Source organism: Halobacillus alkaliphilus (assembly GCF_900113125.1).
In the GTDB taxonomy this organism is placed as follows: domain Bacteria; phylum Bacillota; class Bacilli; order Bacillales; family Halobacillaceae; genus Halobacillus; species Halobacillus alkaliphilus.
In genome coordinates this window covers 73,534-92,906 of record NZ_FOOG01000001.1, presented here as the reverse complement: position 1 = coordinate 92,906, position 19,373 = coordinate 73,534, and the positions used below count along the sequence as shown (strand labels likewise).

Below are 19,373 nucleotides of genomic sequence, written 5' to 3'. Positions count from 1 at the left end.
AAAAGTCAAAGTCAAGAAGATCCTGACTTTGACTTTTCTTTTTTACCTATTATTATTTTTTGTTCTCGTCATCGTTAACTTCTTCATAGTCAGCATCAACAACATCTTCATCAGCGCCGCCTTCTTGACCTTGCTGTGCTTCAGCTTGCTGCTGAGCCTGTTCGTAAAGCTTCACAGATAGAGCTTGAACTTGTTCTTGAAGAGCATCTTTCTTCTCTTTAATCGCTTCTTGGTCTTCACCCTCAAGTGCGGTCTGAAGTTCTTCTTTAGCTGTTTCAGCTTTTTGTTTCTCTTCTTCGCTCACTTGCTCACCAAGATCTTTAATGGTCTTATCTGTTGTGAAGATAAGCTGGTCTGCTTCATTGCGAAGCTCGATTGCTTCACGTTTCTTCTTGTCTTCTTCTGCATTTTCTTCAGCCTGACGAACCATATCTTCAACTTCTTCATCAGAAAGACCTGAAGAAGATTTAATAGTAATGGACTGCTCTTTGTTCGTACCCATATCTTTCGCACGTACATTAACTATTCCGTTTGCATCAATATCAAAGCTTACTTCGATTTGAGGCACACCGCGTGGAGCAGGTGGAATATCAGTTAGTTGGAAACGGCCAAGCGTTTTGTTGTCCTGTGCCATTTCACGTTCGCCCTGAAGGACGTGGATGTCAACCGCTGTTTGGTTATCAGCAGCTGTAGAGAATACTTGAGAATGGCTGGTTGGGATCGTTGTATTACGCTCAATAAGCTTGGTTGTAACTCCACCCATAGTCTCAATACCAAGAGAAAGTGGTGTCACATCTAGAAGGACAACATCTTTCACATCACCTTGAAGTACTCCACCTTGAATAGATGCACCAAGCGCAACTACTTCATCAGGGTTTACTCCTTTAGAAGGGTCTTTACCTACTTCTTTCTTAATCGCTTCCTGAACTGCAGGAATACGAGTAGAACCACCTACAAGAAGTACTTTATGAATGTCGCTAGCGCTCATGCCAGCATCTTTCATAGCTTGACGAGTCGGCTTCATAGAACGCTCAATTAGATCTGATGCAAGTTCTTCGAATTTAGCACGTGTTAGATTCATTTCAAGGTGAAGAGGTCCAGCCTCTCCAGCTGTGATAAATGGAAGAGAAATCTGAGTTTGCGCTACACCAGATAGATCTTTTTTCGCTTTTTCAGCTGCATCTTTTAAGCGCTGTTTCGCCATTTTATCTTGAGATAAATCAATACCGTTTTCTTTTTTGAATTCAGCTACCATATGATCAATGATAACCTGGTCAAAGTCGTCACCACCAAGGCGGTTGTCACCGGCAGTAGCTACTACTTCAAAAGTACCTTCGCCAATGTCAAGAATGGATACGTCAAACGTACCTCCACCAAGGTCATAAACAAGAATTGTCTGATCCTGATCTTCTTTATCGATACCATAAGCTAGAGCTGCTGCTGTAGGTTCGTTAATAATACGCTCAACTTCAAGACCTGCAATTTTACCAGCATCTTTCGTAGCTTGACGTTCAGCATCGTTGAAATAAGCAGGTACAGTAATAACCGCTTTATCTACTGTGTCTCCAAGATAATCTTCTGCATAATTCTTAATGTACTGTAGGATGATCGCAGAAACTTCCTGTGGAGTGTACTCTTTACCTTCCACTTCTACCTTGTGATCTGTACCCATATAACGTTTAATGGAAAGAATCGTGTTAGGGTTTGTGATTGCTTGACGCTTAGCCACTTCCCCTACTTGACGTTCCCCATTTTTAAAAGCTACAGCTGATGGAGTTGTACGGTTACCCTCTGGATTAGGGATAACTTTTGATTCTCCACCTTCCATTACAGCTACACAAGAGTTTGTTGTACCTAAGTCAATTCCAATAATTTTACCCATGGTTTTGTGTCCTCCTTTACCTTACTACATCCAATGTTAATTTACTGATTTACTTTTACCATAGCCGGGCGTATAACCCGGTCATTCAGCCGATACCCTTTTTGCAGTTCTTCTACTACAATGTTGGAGTCAAAGTTTTCATCTTCGACTTGCATCACGGCCTGGTGGAGATGAGGATCAAACTCTTCTCCTTTAGATGGAATCTCTTCCACTCCCTCTTTTTCAAGAGCACTGTGGAACTGCTGATAAACCATTTTGATTCCTTCAACAAATTTTTCAGATGACTCTCCATCTACTTCCACCTGCAAAGCTCTTTCAAAGTTATCCATAACAGGGATTAACTCTTCAACTAAGCTTTGGGATTTATATTTCCGATCCGCTTCTCTTTCTTTTTGAGTACGGCGTCGGAAATTATCATAATCAGCTTGAAGACGAAGTAAACGGTTCTGCGCTTCTTCTTTTTCCTCACGCAGCTGCTCCAATTCAGAGTTTTCCTCTGCTACTTCTACTTCTTCATCAGCTGTTTGATTTTCTTCATTCGTTTCATCAATAATTTCTTGATTCTGCTGCTTACTTTCTTCCACGACTTCCACCTCCTAAATTCCAATTCACCGTTAATGACTATAACATGAATTGATATGCTGAAAAAGCAATATACAATAAAGAAGCGATGGGATAAAAAACCGCTCTTTATGATAAAAGGTTAGTACCACCCTTTGAACGTTTCCGTCATGTGTTTAGACAAAACATTCATTAATGAAAACATCCGGTTGTACTCCATACGTGTGGGACCTAACAAAGCAATAGTACCTATTTGGTTATTGCTTAGTTTATAACTAGCTGTAATCAGGCTGCAGTTCTGCATTGCATCAAAAGGGTTTTCCTGACCTATTCGCACATTAATGCCTTCCTCACCTGAACGCAGTAAGTCTGCAATATCATTCTCCTGCTCAATCGTAGCGTATAAGGACCGCACCTTATCGAGGTCCCGAAATTCAGGCTGCATCAGAATGTTCGTTTTGCCACCAATATAAAGCTTAGTGCTATGATCATCCAGAAGAGCAGCCTGTAAGTAAGAGAATGCCTGTTCATGCTGATCTGTATGGGTCTTGAGCAAATCACTAATTTCAGTGTGCAGCTTTTCATGCAGCTTCACTAAGGGCACACCTTGAAGACGACTATTTAAAATGTTAACCATTTTTTCAAGGTTTGAAGAGTTTATTTCCACAGGAACATTGAATGCTCTATGTTCCACATGGCCTGTATTGGTAACCAGAATAGCAATCGCTGATTGATCATTCAAAGGAACAATCTGAAGCTGTTTTAATTTGGTTTCAAACACTTCAGGACCAAGAATAATGGACGTATAATTTGTTAAATCTGATAGAATACCGGCAGATTTCTGCACGACTCTTTCAAATTCAAGCATCTTGTCGTCGAAGGCTTCCCTAATAGTCATTATTTCTTTGTTCGACAGACGTAAAGGAGCAAGAAGGTGATCCACATAAAAACGGTATCCCTTCTCAGATGGAACTCGTCCAGAAGAAGAATGGGTCTTTTCAATATATCCCATCTCCTCAAGGTCTGCCATTTCATTTCTAATTGTAGCTGAACTAAACGTTACAGCATCTTTTTTAGCAATTGACCGCGACCCCACAGGTTGTGCAGTCAGAATGAAATCATCAATAATCACTTGCAAAATGAGCAATTGTCTTTCAGTTAACATCGATGATCACCTCTGTTAGCACTCGAAGAAAGTGAGTGCTAAATCTAATAATAAATTATCAAAAGGGTTTGAGGATGTCAACGGATAACATTTAATTTTTAATCATCAATAAGAAATTCTTGAAATACCTCATTTCCCAGAATCCGTCCGCGAGGTGTTAAACTAATTTTTTCGCTTTGCTGCTCAATTAATCCTCTTTTTTTCAGAGATGGAAATGCCTCTCCAAACACTTCTTCTGCGTCACGATTGTACTTTTCACGAAATCTTGTCAATGAAACCCCGGACGTTTTTCTGAGGCCTAGAAACATTTCCTCTTCCATTTGCTCTTTCACACCTATGGGTTCCTCATGAAGAACTGGTTTCCCGTTTTCCATTGCTTGTTTCACATACGCGGGGAGAGGACGTATATTAATCGTCCTTTTTCCTGGTAGATATCCATGTGATCCGGCACCGATTCCGTAATAATATTCATTATTCCAGTATGTCAGGTTATGTTTGCTTTCAAACCCTGGTTTTGCAAAATTACTGATCTCATACTGCTGGACACCGTTTGCCTCAAGTTTCTCCTGAAGCATTTCATACATTTGGGCCTCATCTTCTTCAGGAGGCTTCACTAAAGTACCCTTATTATATCGCTGATAAAACACCGTTTTAGGTTCAATTTGCAGCGAATAAGAGGAATAGTGGGGTAAGCCGAATTGAAGAGCTTCATCAATCGTCTTTTCGAAATCTTCAACACTTTGCCCTGGAAGAGCATACATGAGGTCAATGCTCACGTTAGATAACCCTACCTGTAGAAGACGGTCAATATTGGTATACACATCTTTCACACGATGGACACGACCGATTTTTTCAAGCATGTCATCGTCGAAAACCTGAACGCCTAATGAAATTCGGTTCACTCCATAATCTTTCAGCATTTGAACTTTCTCCAAATCCAGATCTCCCGGATTTGCTTCAAACGTATATTCTTCACATGCAGCTATATCAAAATGATTATGAATCATTTCAAGGAGCTTTCTCAGCTGTTTGTGAGTCACAACTGTTGGTGTGCCCCCGCCGACAAAAATGGTTTTTACTACAGCCTTTTCTCCAGGTACGTAAGTGTGTATTTCTTTTTCTAACGCTTCCAAATATTCATCAGCGAGTTTCTCGTTATAAAAAAACTTTGTAAAGTCACAGTAATGACAAATCTGCTGGCAAAAAGGGATGTGAATATAAGCGGAAGGTATATTCATAGATGTTGTTCCACCTTTCATAAGGAAAACCGCAAGAGATTCACTCCTGCGGCTTTATTCATTATCTTCATTTGATTAATCTTCACTCAGATCCAGCACGGACATGAAGGCCTCTTGAGGAACTTCTACCGAACCAACCATCTTCATACGTTTTTTACCTTCTTTTTGTTTCTCAAGAAGTTTACGCTTACGGGAAATGTCGCCTCCGTAACATTTGGAGAGTACGTTTTTACGCATCGCTTTAATCGTCGTCCGGGCAACAATTTTAGTTCCAATCGCTGCTTGTACAGGGACTTCAAACTGCTGTCTCGGAATGAGGTTCTTCAACTTTTCAGCAATCAGTTTCCCACGTTCATAAGCAAAATCACGGTGCACGATGAATGATAAAGCATCAATCGTATCTCCGTTCAACAGGATATCCATCTTAACTAAATTAGAAGAACGGTATCCAATCAGTTCGTAATCGAAAGAAGCATAACCTTTAGTCTGAGACTTCAAGGAGTCAAAGAAATCATAAACGATTTCTGATAGTGGAATTTCATATACAATATTAACGCGATTATCATCCAGATACTGCATATCCATGAAATTCCCGCGTTTCCGCTGACAAATTTCCATGACAGGACCCACATAATCATTGGGAACCATAATAGTTGCTTTTACGAAGGGCTCCTGTACTTCTTCAAGGGTTTGATTATCCGGCATCATGGATGGATTATCGACTTCTTTCTCTTCTCCGTCGGTCAGTTTCACTTTATAAATTACACTCGGTGCTGTAGTAATCAGATCAATTTTGTATTCGCGCTCTATCCTCTCCTGGATAATTTCCATATGAAGCATTCCCAGAAAACCACAGCGGAATCCAAATCCTAAAGCCTGAGAAGTCTCAGCTTCATACTGCAAAGAGGAATCATTTAGTTCAAGACGTTCAAGAGCATCTCTTAAATCATTGTATTTATTAGCATCTACCGGATACATTCCGCAGAATACCATTGGATTCATTTTTTTGTAACCTGGAAGCGGTTCTTTGGCAGGATTATTGGCTAAGGTTATTGTATCCCCTACGCGTGAGTCTCCAATATTTTTTATAGAAGCGGTTAAATAACCGACATCACCTACCTGTAATTTTTTTAAAGGGGTTGGTGTCGGTCGGAACACACCCACCTCATTTACTTCAAATTCTTTTCCTGTTGCCATCATTTTGATCTTGTCGCCAACTTTAATAGACCCTTCGCGTACACAGGTATAGGCAATAACCCCTCTGTAGGAATCATAAAGAGAATCAAAAATCAGTCCCTTGGTTGGTGCCTTGGCTTCTCCTGCAGGTGCAGGGATATCGGAAACGATACGTTCTAAAATTTCATCGATCCCTACCCCTTCTTTTGCTGAAGCTAATATTGCATCAGACGCATCAATGCCAATTACATCTTCTATCTCCTGCTTAATCCGTTCAGGATCTGCTCCTGGAAGATCAATCTTATTAATAACTGGTATAATTTCGAGGTCGTTCTCTAAAGCTAGATAAACATTTGCTAAAGTCTGGGCTTCGATACCCTGAGCGGCATCAACCACTAGAATAGCCCCTTCACAGGCCGCTAAGCTACGGGACACCTCATATGTAAAATCGACATGCCCTGGTGTATCAATCAAATGAAAAGTATAATCCTCTCCATCGTTTGCTGCATAGTTAAGCTGAACAGCATTCAGCTTAATGGTAATGCCTCTCTCTCTTTCTAAATCCATCGCATCAAGAAACTGTTCCTTCATTTCTCTTTGCGTTAATGCTTTTGTTTTTTCAAGGATTCTGTCAGCAAGCGTTGATTTCCCATGATCAATATGGGCAATTATCGAAAAGTTGCGGACTCTATCCTGATTATATTGACTAGTCAACTTACATCACTCCTACTTAATTCGGCACACATAACTAGCCTGATTATAGCAATAGGAGCTTGATTATTCAATGTCTAAGCAGAATCGATTCTATGGAGAACCCGGATTGGAGTGTATAAACTCAGCCAGTACCAAAATAATTCCATTAAAGCTTGCCGCCACTCCTTCCCCTATTCCAGCAGCAACTTTCACAATAAACGGAATATCCTCTATGGTTTCAGGGGGAGAGCATGGACGGACGACAGACGTTTTCTTCGGTTCTTTTTCTTGCACAATTGGAGTCGGTTCTATCTCTTTTTCCTGAACCTTGTCTATTCCATATAAAGACCCTGCCACAAAAAACGCTCCACTTAACAGAATAGCTAACAGCCACTTCATGATCTCTCCTCCCTCCCCTTCTCTAAGAGTCGTTCGAAACTTTTTCAGCATTAAAATAATACTCACTGAACACTTCTGCCATTACATCTGCAGAACGATACAATTCATCCAGGTTATTTTCTACTCCTCCGAACTCTACCACGATTAGATTAGGATCGAGATCCTGATTATATACTCCATCTACTCCAGAACCTTTTTTCGTAATAACTCCGCGGCTAATTCCTGGATATTTACTTTCCAAAAGCTTATGCATATCAGATGCGAATTTTAAATTTTGTTCATACTGACTATGTTCAGCTCCAATAACAAAGATAAAACGCGCATATTCTTTTCCACCGATGTTGACGGTAGTATTCTCTCTAGGAAGGCTGTCCCGGTGAAGATCAAAGTAATATTGAAGTGATTCATTCTGACTCTTTGCTTCCTTGATTAAAGGTCTCATTGCATCATAGGACTGATAGTGTTTCATTCCTTTTTGTTTTAAGAGAGAAGCCACATCGGTATAATCGACCATTGCCCCTATCCCCTGGTTTTCTAGGCTCTCTGCCAGCCGCTTACCTACAAGAGTAATGTTTACTTTCCCATCATAAGCGGTTGAACGATCAGGCAAATGAGGGTAAAAGGATTCCGTGTTATGAGTATGGGAAATGAATACACGATCTTCTTTAATCGTTTGATTGCCTTCAGGTGAATCCTGTTGTTTTTCCTCCACTTCCCCTTCCTCTCCTTTGTGATCCACGTCCAGTGGTGGTTCCGACTCTATAGGAAGAGTGGCGAAGTTCGTACCTTCCCCAGCTATAATGATCTGGCTGTTATAAAATGAGAGACCAGGAATTTCACGTCCAAGAAGACTTCTCGGGTCATTAGGTGTTAAGCTTGTCAAAAGTTTGAATGCTAAAGTTGATAAGCCCGGAATACGATTTTCATCAGGATGAGCTCCTGAAAATGTTCGATTTTCCATTTCAAATAAGTAAATAAACGAGCTTCCTTTTAGTTGTGTTGTCCATTCTTGAATTGTATCCGAATACAGACGGTAAGTTGTTTTAGCACCCGTTAACAAACCTATGCCTATAAACAGCAAAATTAATACAGCCGTCCCTGCGACCAGCCATTTGGACCATAACCTTATGATATGGGGACGTTTCCTTTTCCACTTTTTGTACTTAGGCATAAGAAAAATCCTCTCCTCATCCAAACTCTATCTAGTAAATGGTATGAGAGAGAGGATTTTAATAGAACCCTCTTCTGTATTTAATTCAATCCTTTATTAACGGGAATAAGACTGAGCTTCCCCGTCCTCTACACCTGGATGAAGAGCTCCGTTTATACCTGTAGCGATCACATGAGCCATGTCCTTGATAAAACCGTCTACTTCCTTTGGGGTTACCATTAAATTGTGTCCAAGGGGAGTAAGCACTTCTTTGATCAGCTGTTTTTTTTCAGCCTCTCCAAGCTGACCAAACATTCCAAGCACGGCTTTACTCTGCTCCTCGTTTGGATAATCTTCCTCCGTTAATGTTTTTCTTTCAAAAGGATTTAGAGCTGGAGATAATGCATTAGATGGACGATCTTTTTCGTTCCATTCTCTACCAAAGTGTTTCAGTAAAAAATCAATCGTATCACTTGTTATGGTTACCGCATCTACAACGGTTGGCACACCAATTGAAATAACAGGAATTCCGTAAGTTTCTCTGCTGATTTCCTTTCGTTTATTCCCTACTCCAGACCCAGGATGAATACCCGTGTCTGACAACTGGATGGTAGAATTAATTCGGCTTATAGAGCGAGAAGCTAGAGCATCGATGACAATGACAAAATCAGGTTTCGTCTCTTCAATTATCCCATTCACCATATCACTTGTTTCGATTCCTGTTACTCCCATAACGCCAGGCGTCACAGCCGAAACAGGACGGTATCCCTCTGCTACAGTCTCAGGGTGAAGTTCAAATAAATGGCTGGTCACCAGTACTTTTTCTGTAACCAGCGGTCCTAGAGCATCCGGGGTTACCTGGTGATTCCCAAGTCCTACAAGTAAGCAGCGATCCATTTCCTGTACACCACTGTCCAATAGCAATTTGCGAAGCTGACCTGAAAGTGTTTTGGCTAAATTCACTTGAAGATCTGTATCTTGTTTCCTAATAGCTTGTGATTCGAGCGTAATATAATGACCTGCTTTTTTCCCAATACGGGCTGCTCCTTCATCATCTACTGTAACGTAAGTGATCTTTATGTCATCTTTTTCATTTTCTTCTACCTTAACACCGTCATTATCAGACGAATCAGGATCATCCTTTACATTCATTTCCTGAGCTTCAAGAGCCAAATCTGTGCGTATAACGTATTCTTTTTCATATTCCATGAAACACCCGCCTCCTTATGCCCATCTTCTCCCATACTCATAAAAACTATGCAAATCTTTATGGAGATGGATAAATCTATTGAAAACAAGGCTCCGCTTTGGTAAAATGTCTCTTGTTCGATATGAATGAGTCTTTTGTTTTTACCTAGGAGGTGAAACCATGCCTAATATTAAATCAGCGAAAAAACGCGTACGCATAAACGATGAAGCCCGTTACCTAAATGCAGCTTTTAAATCAGATATGCGTACAGCTGTTAAACGTGTAGAGAAACTTGTCTCTAGTAATGAAAAAGATAGTGCGAAAGATGCTCTTAGTACAGCTGTTAAGAAAATTGACAAAGCTGTTCAGCGAGGTGCCCTTCATAAAAATAATGGGAACCGTACAAAATCTCGCCTATCTAAAAAAGTAAACGCATTATAATACTTTTTTCGTTAATTATGACCAACAAACGATCCTTCCAGTGTATGGGTCGTTTTTTCATGAAAAAGAGCCTTCCGTTTTCGGAAGGCTCTTTTTAAGATAAGGATTGCATTTGATTTTGTTTGATATGGATCAACTTATAAAGCATCATTTCAAATGCTAGAGATTTTTCCATCTTCCCTTGTTTTAAGGCGTGATCTGTTTGAGCAAGTTCCGTCATAATTTCATTAAGCTCTTCAAGAGTAAAGTATCTCTCTCTTTTTAGTGCCATCTTTATAACAAATGGATGGGCTTTTATATAATTTCTCATTTGATTTTGCGCATAGCCTTTTTGCTTTAAGACCTTAGCCTGGCTAATAATGCGGAATTGAGAAGCAAGAAGTGCTGTAAGAGCAATAGGTTCTTCGTTCAGTTTCTCTAAATCTTTAAATAGCCGAATGGCCCTTCCTAAATCTCTTTCCATTACAGCATCCACTAATTTCAAGCCAGAAGCTTCCGCACTGTGAGAAAGCAACTGCTCTGCAAGTTCTCTTGTTACCACACCGCCTTCACCTACATTTAATGCAAGTTTTTCCATTTCAGACCTCAGCGCTAACAGGTTGGTTCCCACTTCCTGAGCAAATAGTTCGTGCAAATTTTCCGGCACCGAAATATGTAAATCATTAGCAATTGAATCAACCCACTTAGAAACATCCCATTCTTTTACAGGCTGACATGAAATAATTTCTCCGTGCTTCTTAAGAGCCTTGAATATTTTTTTTCTTTCATCTACTTTTTCATAGGGTGCCACAAGAATTAAAATGGTGTATTCAGCGGGAGACTGAAGATATTGTAGAAGCGCATCTACATCATGCTCAAATGACAACTTGTCCGGCTTTGCCTTTAAAAATACAGGCTGTTCTCCAATCACGATTTTTCTTTCACCTAAAAAAGGAAAAGTTTCCGCGTCTGTTACCAGTTCTTCAATTGGCGTTTCCTCTAAATCAAACTGGGAGATATTAAATTCCTGATCTTCTTTTTTTAATGTCTGCTGAATGATTTTATTCTTATTCTCTTGAATTAAATAGGATTCTTCTCCATACAATAAATATACCTGTGACTGCTTAATTTTCCCCATTAGTTAGGTCCTTCCTTTTTAAGAAAATACGGCGGCCCCCCTTGTTAATGGGGGGTCAGTGTCACTATTTTATGGTTGTTTTACATATCTGTCAAAATAGAGACACAGAGCCGCCGCATGAATCATCTATATAAACGTCATTTCAAAAACCCCGGAAGCTTTTGAAGAGGACGATGCTGTTCCTCTCTTGAATATAGTTTGACCCTCTAATCGAGAATTATCTGTGACAAGTCTTGCTAGCTGAGGCAATGAATGAAGCTAAAAGGGAATTTTTTATAATCACTCAAAGTTGAATGTAGATTTTTGCTTTATAATGACTTATACTTAATAATTGATATAGGAGGGGTCACAATGAACGAATTCAAGAAGGATATTCAGTCCAAAACTAATGACGTTATCGACTCTGGATTAGGGTTTGTATTCTCATTTGTTTTCTTCTTTGTTATTTTCGCAATCGGCGTTGTATTCTCTGTTATAGGACAATAATGAATACAAAATTCAAAAAGGCTGCGTTTGCAGTCTTTTTTTATTCTCTGCTCGCATTATACGGCAGAAAGGTGGAAAATGTTCCTGATGAACCAGAGAAAGTGTATTGCACAGCTCCATGGTCTTTGGTCACATACAAACTTCCATATTCTTCAAGCCTTTGAGTTACCTCTCTATGAGGATGCCCATAACGATTTTCTCTACCGGCTGAGATAAGATTAATCCGCGGCTGCAGCCATTTCACCCACTCTTCAGAACTTGAAGTATTGCTTCCATGATGGGCTACTTTTAACACATCTGCCTGGATGCCTGGATAAGACTCCATTAGCTCCTCTTCGTTCTCGGTTGATATATCACCAGTAAATAACCAGGTTAACCCTCCGATTTCACTCCATATAACCAGAGAGTTATTATTAGGGTTACCCGAATCATCTTTGGGGTGAAGCACCCGAAAAGAATGATTCGCAATAAGAATTCGATCTTCAGGACTTACACGGACAATTTCAACACCTTTTTCATCTGCTTCATAATAGTCACTGACAAATAATTTACTCACACGAAATGTTTCAACCATTGCTTGGACACTTCCACTGTGATCTACATCTTTATGCGAAACGAATATACCATCAATGGATCGTATCCCACGTGATTTTAAGTAAGGGGTAATGATCTGTTCCACTGTTTTATTTTTATCCTTGCTAAAAACAGGCGGACCACCCGCATCCACTATCATTACCCCTCTCCGATAAGGAAGTTCCACTACAAAACAATCTCCCTGTCCGATATCCAGCATTGTAACTTTGCCACTAGGCGAAAAATAAGGAAGTACACTAAAGAATAGAAGTACGCATACAGCAATTGACCCAGCTGTAAATCCCCTGAACAAACGTTCTTTTACCCACTCCTTCATCATGAATCCGAAGGCGATAAGATACAAAACGATATATAAAGGTTCCAGCTCTCCTACAGTCCATTGAATATTAAAGGGAGTACCTATACTCTGAAGAGTATGAAGAATTTTTTCGTGGGGGTAAATGATTATTTTAGAGAGCCAAAATGCAATTTCGGGAGTGATCAAACATACGCAGAATAAAAGTAAGAGCAGCGGGATGACAATAAATGAGAAGTACGGAACTATAATCAGATTGGCAAATAGTGAAAGGGGATTAAATTCGTAGAAATAGGAAAGTTGAATAGGAAGTATAGACAATTGACTGATCAAACTAATGTAAGCTGACTGGACGACTACAAACGGAGACCTTTCAATAATCGGGAGAGAATAAATTAAACTCATGGTAACTAAAAAAGAAAACTGAAATCCAATATTTGTGAAGTAACCAGGAGACAATAACAATAAACTTATAGCTACCAAAGATAAAAGGTCTGTTATTGGAATTTTTACATTTATCTTTCTGAAAATCAGTATAAGGAAAGCCATTAGTGAAGCCCGTACCACAGAAGGAGCTGCTCCAGCTAAAAAACTATAGCCAGGAAGCATGAGAATTACAAGTAATCTTGCCTGCTCAATTGTTCCAAGACCCGTGCGATAAATTAGAAAGTATAAGCCTCCAATGGTTAATCCAACATGAAGACCTGAGATTGCGAGGATATGGGACAGATTAAAATCTCTGAACCATTCTATGGTCGATTCTTTTAGGTGCTTCGACTCTCCAAAAATAAGCGCTGCCATCCAGGGATAAGCCTGAGCATCCACCACGTTCTCCACGTGCCCCATCAGGTTTTTGCGCCATTCATAGACATAACTTAGGATAGATCGATCATTGCATGATAATCCATCAGTACCTTCGATTTCAATTTGAGAGTATATTTCTTGATTAGCTAAAAACGCCTGGTAATTAAACTGTCCCGGGTTCGTTGCCTTGTCTATCTCTTTTATACTCCCTTTCAGACTGCAGACCGCTCCATGGTGCCAGTTATGTGGACGAGTTCCTGGTTCCATTTGATTGTTGAAAAGAATCACCATTGCTTTCTCTTGTGAATCCTGCAATGTAACTTCCATTTGAATAGTTTGAGGGGTTTCTTTCACATCTGAGGAGATAATTGCTGATAGCAGCCCTGTTGGGCCTGGTTTAATGGAGGCGGGTGTCAAAGGAGACAAATAATAGTAACCAAACAGACAAAAACAGATAAGTACAACCATATAGGGCCAAGATTTCCTTATGAAGAAAATCCATCCGATCACTATACTGCCTAGTAACCAGAACGGCATTCCTGATAATCGGACAAGCACCCCGCCCAAAACAAAAGCTGTGACGGGGATATGCCATCTTCCTTTTCCGATCATTTCTTTTCCATCAGCTGAAATAAATTCCCAGCTTTCTGTTTTACACTCTCGACATCAGGGTCATTATGACCTTCAAGCTTATCAATCAATTCCTCCACAAGCTTTTGTTGTTCATAATGAACAGGGTCCGTCTCGAGCGGTACTTTTTCGGTTGTGACACCTGCCTGCTCTAATAATTCAATCGCATATGGGTGATTTTTGTAGTCTTCACTGTAATATACGGCTTGTATCCCAGCCTGGATAATAGCTTTTGTACAATGCAGACAGGGAAAGTGAGTGACATAAATTTCTGATCCTTCAGCTGCTACACCGAATTTCGCACACTGAAGCAGCGCATTCATTTCTGCATGAATCGTACGGACACAATGTCCATCAATCACATAACATCCTTCATCAATACAATGAACACCTCCGGAGACGCTTCCATTATATCCCCCTGCAATCATCCGTTTATCTCTTACAATGATAGCTCCAACGGCTAGCCGCTCACACGTACTTCTTGATTTCAAAAGATGACTTTGAGCCATAAAATACTGATTCCACGAAATTCTTTCCACTATGTAGCCCCCTGTAGATTTTTTATCAGTGTACCCTCCACCTTTTTTTTCGTCAAACAGAGCCACTCCTTTACGGTATTCGGATATATTCCTCCAGGTTTTCAAGGGTTTTCTCACCAATACCAGATACTTTTAATAAATCTTTAGAGTTTTTAAATGGACCATTTTCCTCTCGATATTGAAGGATAGCTGCTGCTTTAGAGGGTCCAATTCCATTAAGGCTTTCAATTTCTTCCAGAGTAGCCTGATTGATTGCAAGTAATTCATTATTTTCTCCTGCTTCTTCATTTACGACCGAAGGTAAAGCCAGCACAGATATGACCATCTCATCCTGTAATTTCTGAGCGAGGTTCACACTGGAAGGATCAGCGTCAGCAGTTAAACCCCCGGCCATTTTAATCACACCATCTACTCTTAGTCCTGACTCTACCGAATAAACCCCCGGATTGACCACTTCTCCTTTCACATCTACTACAACTTCTGAAGAATTACTCTCCAATTCCTCCTCCAATACGTGTTCTGACTTTTCTACTGATACTGAATTCTTTTCTTTAGCAGGGTTATTAAATAAAATCAATAATACGGCCGCAATCACCACCATTATTATCCAGATATATCTCCGCAACAAGCTCATGTAAATAAAACCGCCTTTCATAATTAGAATTCATTAGAATAAAAATAATTAGGTAACTACCTAAGGAGGGGATTCCAGTGAAATGGGGAATCATCGGTACTGGTAACATGGGGAGTATGCTCGTAACTTCCTTGGTGAAGAGTGGAGCAGTGTGCGCAAGTGATCTTATTATATACAACCGTACAGCACAGAAAGCTTTGGATTTACAAAAGGACGAGGCTAAACTTACCGTTGCTGAGAGTTTAGAGGAAGTTGCGAAAAAAAGTGATATTCTTTTCTTATGTGTTAAACCGCATCACTACAGCCAAGTCTTGAATGAGATAAAAAATGATCTAACTCTGAACCAATGTCTTGTATCCATTACAAGTCCAGTTTCTGTAGAAGATTTGGAAAACAAAGTCTCTTGCCAAGTAGCAAGAATTGTTCCTTCTATTACGAATCATGCTCACGCTGGCGTAAGCTTATTTACATTTGGAACAAGGGTTACAGACTCTGTAAAACAAAGTCTGCTGAACACATTCGAGTATATTTCAAAGCCTTCAGCCATTGAAGAAGATCATATACGGGCGGCTTCGGATATGGTCTCCTGTGGACCAGCTTTCATCAGTTTTTTATTAAAAAATTGGATTGAGGCTGCCGGTGAGGTAACGGGGATCTCTGAGAAGAAAGCTACCGAACTTACGGAAAACATGATGATTGGATTAGGAAGTTTATTATCAAAGGAGATCTTCACACTCGATGAGTTAATGGAGAAAGTAACAGTTAAAGGCGGAGTGACAGGGGAAGGTCTGAAAGCACTTGAAGCACACATTGGCTCTCTTTTTCAAGAGATGTTTAAAGCAACACAAACCAAGCACAAGGAAGATAAGTTTGAGATTGATCTTTAATCATAGCTTAAATAATATAATACGACATAAAAATCGTAAATCCTCTAAAAAAACAAAAAAGGAGTACGTAACTTACGCACTCCTTTTCACACTCTAGTTTTTTTGACACACAAAAAATATCCGCTCTCCGCTGTCCACGAATTCCATTTGAAAATCTGAGCTGATTAACTGGATTTTGAAGCCAGTCTGCATCAGCCATTCACTTAATTGTTCAGGTGAGTAACCTTGCTGAATATGCTGTTCATCAAATCTTTCGTAATTAGGACCATTTTGCACGAAAAAAGTTAGGTCATGTACCATTCGATTTTCAAATTCACCAGGGTCACAAAACCAAATATAGGATAAATCATCATAAACCTCAGCAAAGGTTGCACCGAGCATATTATTTTGAATATGATCAATAGAATGGACGTCAAAAATAAATAAACCTGAAGGAGAAAGCGATTCATATATACTGCGAAAAGCTCGAATTACATCTTTGTCAGCTGGTAAATAATTCATAACATCACAGTAGCTAATGACACATTCCACATCTTTTAGACCGGCTAAATCAGTTATATCCTGTTGAAGCCATTGAATTTTAGCTGATGAATTCTTTTGATGTGCGACTGACAGCATATCCTCAGACAAATCAACACCAGTGAGGTGATAACCTTCCTCATTTAGCCGATGTGTCACTTCCCCAGTGCCACAGCCAGCATCTACTATAGACTGAGTATCGGGAAGAAAACGTTCAATCATTTTGTTCGTAAAGTCAACCCAATGGTCGTAAGGTGCATCCTTCATCAGCCGATCATATACCTGAGCCATTTGTTGATAGCTCATGCCTTCAGCCTTCTAACCCCTCAAGAGCTACTGTAGAAGCATCGCCCCAAAGTCGTTCGAGATTATAATAGTGACGTTCATCTTTGTGGAAGATATGACAGATAACGTCGTTTAGATCAACAAGAATCCATCGAGCCTGTTCAAAGCCTTCCATCCTTTTTACATCGATGCCATTTTCTTCGGCTTGGTTTTTTAATTCTCTGGCTATCGCCTGCACTTGACGCTCGTTAGAGCCTTCACATATCAAGAAATAGTCGGCAATTAAGGATACATCCGACATATCTAACACCACAATATCTGTGGCTCTTTTCTCATCACATGCCTGCGCGGCTATAGTTACTAATTCTTTACTTTCCATTCTGTTCCTCCCTATTTCATTCTTTGTCTCTTTTACAAAAACTCTATATTAAATCATTATATGCATGAAACGTATCCGGATAAACGGTTCTTTCCTTATTTATTAAAAAAACTGCTGTATTTTTTAATGCAAGCAGACAAGCCTGGTCTAAGCTTGTAAGGGATTTGTCCCTTACTTCTTCCACGCCGGGAAAATCTCTTCCAGGTTCAATATAATCCGCTAAAAATACTACTTTATCTAACACACTCATGTGCTTCTTACCAGTGGTGTGGCAAGCAATAGCTGAAATAATTTCTGAATCTTCAATCCCTATTTCCTTTTCGAGCATGTAGGCTCCTACAGGTCCATGCCATAATTCGTGATGGTAGTCGAGTAAATCTTTGGGAAGTCTGCGCTCTTGCTCAATCCATCGCTTCATTTCATCCAAAGGTTTATACTTCGCATAATCATGCAACGCTGCGGCCAATTCAGCTTTCTTCACATCTGCTCCAAAACGTTCAGCGAGTGTAACGGCTTCATCCGTTACACGTATAGTATGTTCATATCTGGATTTCTTTAAAGCAGGTCTCACATAATCCAATGCTTCATTTCGAGTCAGCTGCATATAATTGATGCTCCTTTATATAAAGGTTTACAGATTCAGGAACGAGATATCTTACACTTTTTAAAGAGCTGAGTCTTTTTCTGATATGAGAAGAAGATATATCAATTAATGGGATTTCTACCTGATGCACGGGCATCGGGGGATTCCAGTCGTAACCTGGCCGATTAATACCTACAAATTCAACCATAGAATTTAGTTCATCAATTCTGTTCCATTTGGGCAGATGCTCTACCATATCTCCACCGATGATAAAGTAAAAGGTATGACTTTCATATTGGTCCATTAAATACTTCATGGTATCTACCGTATAAGACGTACCTTTTCTAGTCAACTCTGCATTACATACTTTAAAACGCGGATTATCTTCCACCGCCTTTTCCACCATGGAGAGACGGGTTTCAGCTGATACCGCTGCTTCCTGTTTATGCGGTGGAATATGGGATGGTAGAAACCACACCTCATCCAGTTTCATTTCATTGCATGCATATTCTGCCATAATCAAGTGGCCTTGATGAGGAGGATCAAAGGTCCCTCCAAGAATACCGATTCGTTTCATATAAGAACTCCTTTACGGCAGCTCAATTTGTTTGTTTTCTTTCGATTCTTTATAAAGAATAATGGTATTACCTATGACCTGAACAATATGAGCCCCTGTAGACTTCGCAATTTGATCAGCCACCTCATTGTTATCTTCAAAACAATTTTGCAGGATACTCACCTTAATCAGCTCTCTCTTTTCAAGGGCTTCTTCAATTTGTGTAGTCATATTTTCATTTACCCCTGCTTTTCCTACTTGAAAAATGGGTTGTACATGATGAGATTCAGCACGTAACTTCTTTTTTTGTTTACTTGTTAACATTCTATACCCCTTTCAGTTTTTTTTCGAAACCTTCCAATAATAAGGAAGCGTCCGGATTGGTGTCCGTCCAAATATGAAAAGCATATACCGCTTGCTGCAGAAGCATTTCATGTCCGAAATGCAGCTTAGCTCCTCTGGTTTTAGCCTCTCGCAGAAAACGGGTTTCAAGCGGCCGATATACAATATCACTTACTACTGTCCCCTCTTTCAAATTATCGAGAGGAATGATGGCAGTATTATCATTGGGACTCATACCGACAACTGTTGTCTGTACAATCAAACCATAGTCATTTAATTTTTCCACTGCCTTATCTAAAGACAATGCTCTTGATTCACTGTTTGTCGAAGCACTATTTATAACCTCTTCTGCCTTCTCAATTGTGCGATTGGCAATATCAATTTTAGACAGTCCTGCTTCTAAAAGGGCGTGATATATGCCCCTCGAAGCTCCCCCGCTTCCAATAACAAGAACTCGCTGTTGGTTATGAAATAACTCAGGATATCTATTTCTAACGGAGACAGCGAATCCTATGCCGTCTGTATTGTAACCTACCCATCCGCGTGCCGTGTTTTTAACTGTGTTCACAGCCCCTAATTCACGCGCACTGCTGTCGACTTCATCAAGGTATGGAATAATCTTTTCTTTATACGGGACGGTAATATTAAAACCATCTAAGCCTTTATCTTTTAATTCTTGAATTTGTAGATCGAACGTTTCCGGATCAATATCAAATAACTCATAGGTTCCTTCCAGTCCTTCATGTTCCATAAGTCGTTCATGGATCCAAGGAGATAATGAATGACCAACTGGATGACCAATTAAACCAAGTCTAAGCAATAGTTCCCC

21 protein-coding genes are annotated in these 19,373 nt (G+C 39.9%); 3 read left to right on the top strand and 18 right to left on the bottom strand.

Annotated elements, in window-relative coordinates; genetic code table 11:
• Positions 1–52: 52 nt before the first annotated feature.
• The 8 genes from dnaK to gpr form a co-directional block, all read right to left on the bottom strand.
• Positions 53–1,882, bottom strand: a complete 1,830-nt coding sequence (dnaK, locus tag BMZ06_RS00495; RefSeq protein ID WP_089749070.1) for a molecular chaperone DnaK — start codon at positions 1,880–1,882, stop codon at positions 53–55.
• A 41-nt stretch (positions 1,883–1,923) separates the two neighbouring features.
• Positions 1,924–2,466, bottom strand: coding sequence for a nucleotide exchange factor GrpE (gene grpE, locus BMZ06_RS00490; protein ID WP_089749067.1), 543 nt, complete (start codon positions 2,464–2,466; stop codon positions 1,924–1,926).
• 119 nt (positions 2,467–2,585) lie between these two features.
• Positions 2,586–3,608 carry a heat-inducible transcriptional repressor HrcA gene (gene hrcA / locus BMZ06_RS00485; protein ID WP_089749066.1) on the bottom strand — a complete coding sequence of 341 codons (1,023 nt, stop codon included), beginning with the start codon at positions 3,606–3,608 and terminating at the stop codon, positions 2,586–2,588.
• 98 nt (positions 3,609–3,706) lie between these two features.
• On the bottom strand, positions 3,707–4,846 hold the full coding sequence (hemW, locus tag BMZ06_RS00480; protein WP_089749064.1) for a radical SAM family heme chaperone HemW: 1,140 nt from the start codon (positions 4,844–4,846) through the stop codon (positions 3,707–3,709).
• 75 nt (positions 4,847–4,921) lie between these two features.
• Positions 4,922–6,736, bottom strand: coding sequence for a translation elongation factor 4 (gene lepA, locus BMZ06_RS00475; RefSeq protein ID WP_089749062.1), 1,815 nt, complete (start codon positions 6,734–6,736; stop codon positions 4,922–4,924).
• 90 nt (positions 6,737–6,826) lie between these two features.
• The gene (locus BMZ06_RS00470; RefSeq protein WP_089749060.1) at positions 6,827–7,114 is read right to left on the bottom strand and encodes a hypothetical protein; all 288 of its coding nucleotides are present in this window, start codon (positions 7,112–7,114) and stop codon (positions 6,827–6,829) included.
• 22 nt (positions 7,115–7,136) lie between these two features.
• Positions 7,137–8,285, bottom strand: coding sequence for a stage II sporulation protein P (gene spoIIP, locus BMZ06_RS00465; protein WP_089749058.1), 1,149 nt, complete (start codon positions 8,283–8,285; stop codon positions 7,137–7,139).
• A gap of 96 nt (positions 8,286–8,381) precedes the next feature.
• Positions 8,382–9,473 (bottom strand): GPR endopeptidase, encoded by a 1,092-nt coding sequence (gene gpr, locus BMZ06_RS00460; protein ID WP_089749056.1) that lies wholly within the window; start codon positions 9,471–9,473, stop codon positions 8,382–8,384.
• Positions 9,474–9,633: 160 nt separating this feature from the next.
• Between gpr and rpsT the strand changes: the two genes are divergently transcribed.
• On the top strand, positions 9,634–9,894 hold the full coding sequence (gene rpsT / locus BMZ06_RS00455; RefSeq protein WP_014643816.1) for a 30S ribosomal protein S20: 261 nt from the start codon (positions 9,634–9,636) through the stop codon (positions 9,892–9,894).
• Between the two features lie 94 nt (positions 9,895–9,988).
• On the opposite strand, the gene holA is transcribed toward rpsT, so the two are convergent.
• Complete coding sequence (gene holA / locus BMZ06_RS00450; RefSeq protein WP_089749055.1) at positions 9,989–11,011, bottom strand: DNA polymerase III subunit delta; 1,023 nt, start codon at positions 11,009–11,011, stop codon at positions 9,989–9,991.
• A gap of 351 nt (positions 11,012–11,362) precedes the next feature.
• On the opposite strand from holA, the gene BMZ06_RS00445 reads away from it, so the two are divergent.
• Positions 11,363–11,497, top strand: a complete 135-nt coding sequence (locus BMZ06_RS00445; RefSeq protein ID WP_089749053.1) for a YqzM family protein — start codon at positions 11,363–11,365, stop codon at positions 11,495–11,497.
• Positions 11,498–11,537: 40 nt separating this feature from the next.
• On the opposite strand, the gene BMZ06_RS00440 is transcribed toward BMZ06_RS00445, so the two are convergent.
• From BMZ06_RS00440 to BMZ06_RS00430, 3 genes are all read right to left on the bottom strand, one after another.
• Positions 11,538–13,802: a DNA internalization-related competence protein ComEC/Rec2 gene (locus BMZ06_RS00440; protein WP_089749051.1), complete on the bottom strand. Its 2,265-nt coding sequence runs from the start codon at positions 13,800–13,802 to the stop codon at positions 11,538–11,540.
• Positions 13,799–14,359: a ComE operon protein 2 gene (locus BMZ06_RS00435; RefSeq protein WP_089749425.1), complete on the bottom strand. Its 561-nt coding sequence runs from the start codon at positions 14,357–14,359 to the stop codon at positions 13,799–13,801. The genes BMZ06_RS00440 and BMZ06_RS00435 overlap by 4 nt, the downstream gene beginning before the upstream one ends.
• Positions 14,360–14,429: 70 nt before the next feature.
• The gene (locus tag BMZ06_RS00430; protein WP_089749049.1) at positions 14,430–14,993 is read right to left on the bottom strand and encodes a helix-hairpin-helix domain-containing protein; all 564 of its coding nucleotides are present in this window, start codon (positions 14,991–14,993) and stop codon (positions 14,430–14,432) included.
• 77 nt (positions 14,994–15,070) lie between these two features.
• Here BMZ06_RS00430 and comER point away from each other — a divergent pair, with 77 nt between their 5' ends.
• Positions 15,071–15,880: a late competence protein ComER gene (gene comER / locus BMZ06_RS00425; protein WP_089749047.1), complete on the top strand. Its 810-nt coding sequence runs from the start codon at positions 15,071–15,073 to the stop codon at positions 15,878–15,880.
• Between the two features lie 93 nt (positions 15,881–15,973).
• On the opposite strand, the gene BMZ06_RS00420 is transcribed toward comER, so the two are convergent.
• From BMZ06_RS00420 to aroE, 6 genes are read right to left on the bottom strand one after another with little or no spacing between them, the layout of a single operon-like run.
• Positions 15,974–16,705, bottom strand: a complete 732-nt coding sequence (locus BMZ06_RS00420; protein ID WP_089749045.1) for a class I SAM-dependent DNA methyltransferase — start codon at positions 16,703–16,705, stop codon at positions 15,974–15,976.
• Positions 16,706–16,709: 4 nt separating this feature from the next.
• Complete coding sequence (gene rsfS / locus BMZ06_RS00415) at positions 16,710–17,063, bottom strand: ribosome silencing factor (protein WP_014643824.1); 354 nt, start codon at positions 17,061–17,063, stop codon at positions 16,710–16,712.
• A gap of 43 nt (positions 17,064–17,106) precedes the next feature.
• Positions 17,107–17,667: a bis(5'-nucleosyl)-tetraphosphatase (symmetrical) YqeK gene (yqeK, locus tag BMZ06_RS00410; protein ID WP_089749043.1), complete on the bottom strand. Its 561-nt coding sequence runs from the start codon at positions 17,665–17,667 to the stop codon at positions 17,107–17,109.
• On the bottom strand, positions 17,648–18,223 hold the full coding sequence (locus BMZ06_RS00405; protein ID WP_089749040.1) for a nicotinate-nucleotide adenylyltransferase: 576 nt from the start codon (positions 18,221–18,223) through the stop codon (positions 17,648–17,650). Before BMZ06_RS00405 ends, yqeK begins: the two co-directional genes overlap by 20 nt.
• Before the next feature lie 12 nt (positions 18,224–18,235).
• The gene (yhbY, locus tag BMZ06_RS00400; RefSeq protein WP_089749038.1) at positions 18,236–18,526 is read right to left on the bottom strand and encodes a ribosome assembly RNA-binding protein YhbY; all 291 of its coding nucleotides are present in this window, start codon (positions 18,524–18,526) and stop codon (positions 18,236–18,238) included.
• A gap of 1 nt (position 18,527) precedes the next feature.
• Complete coding sequence (gene aroE, locus BMZ06_RS00395; protein WP_089749036.1) at positions 18,528–19,364, bottom strand: shikimate dehydrogenase; 837 nt, start codon at positions 19,362–19,364, stop codon at positions 18,528–18,530.
• Positions 19,365–19,373: the final 9 nt, after the last annotated feature.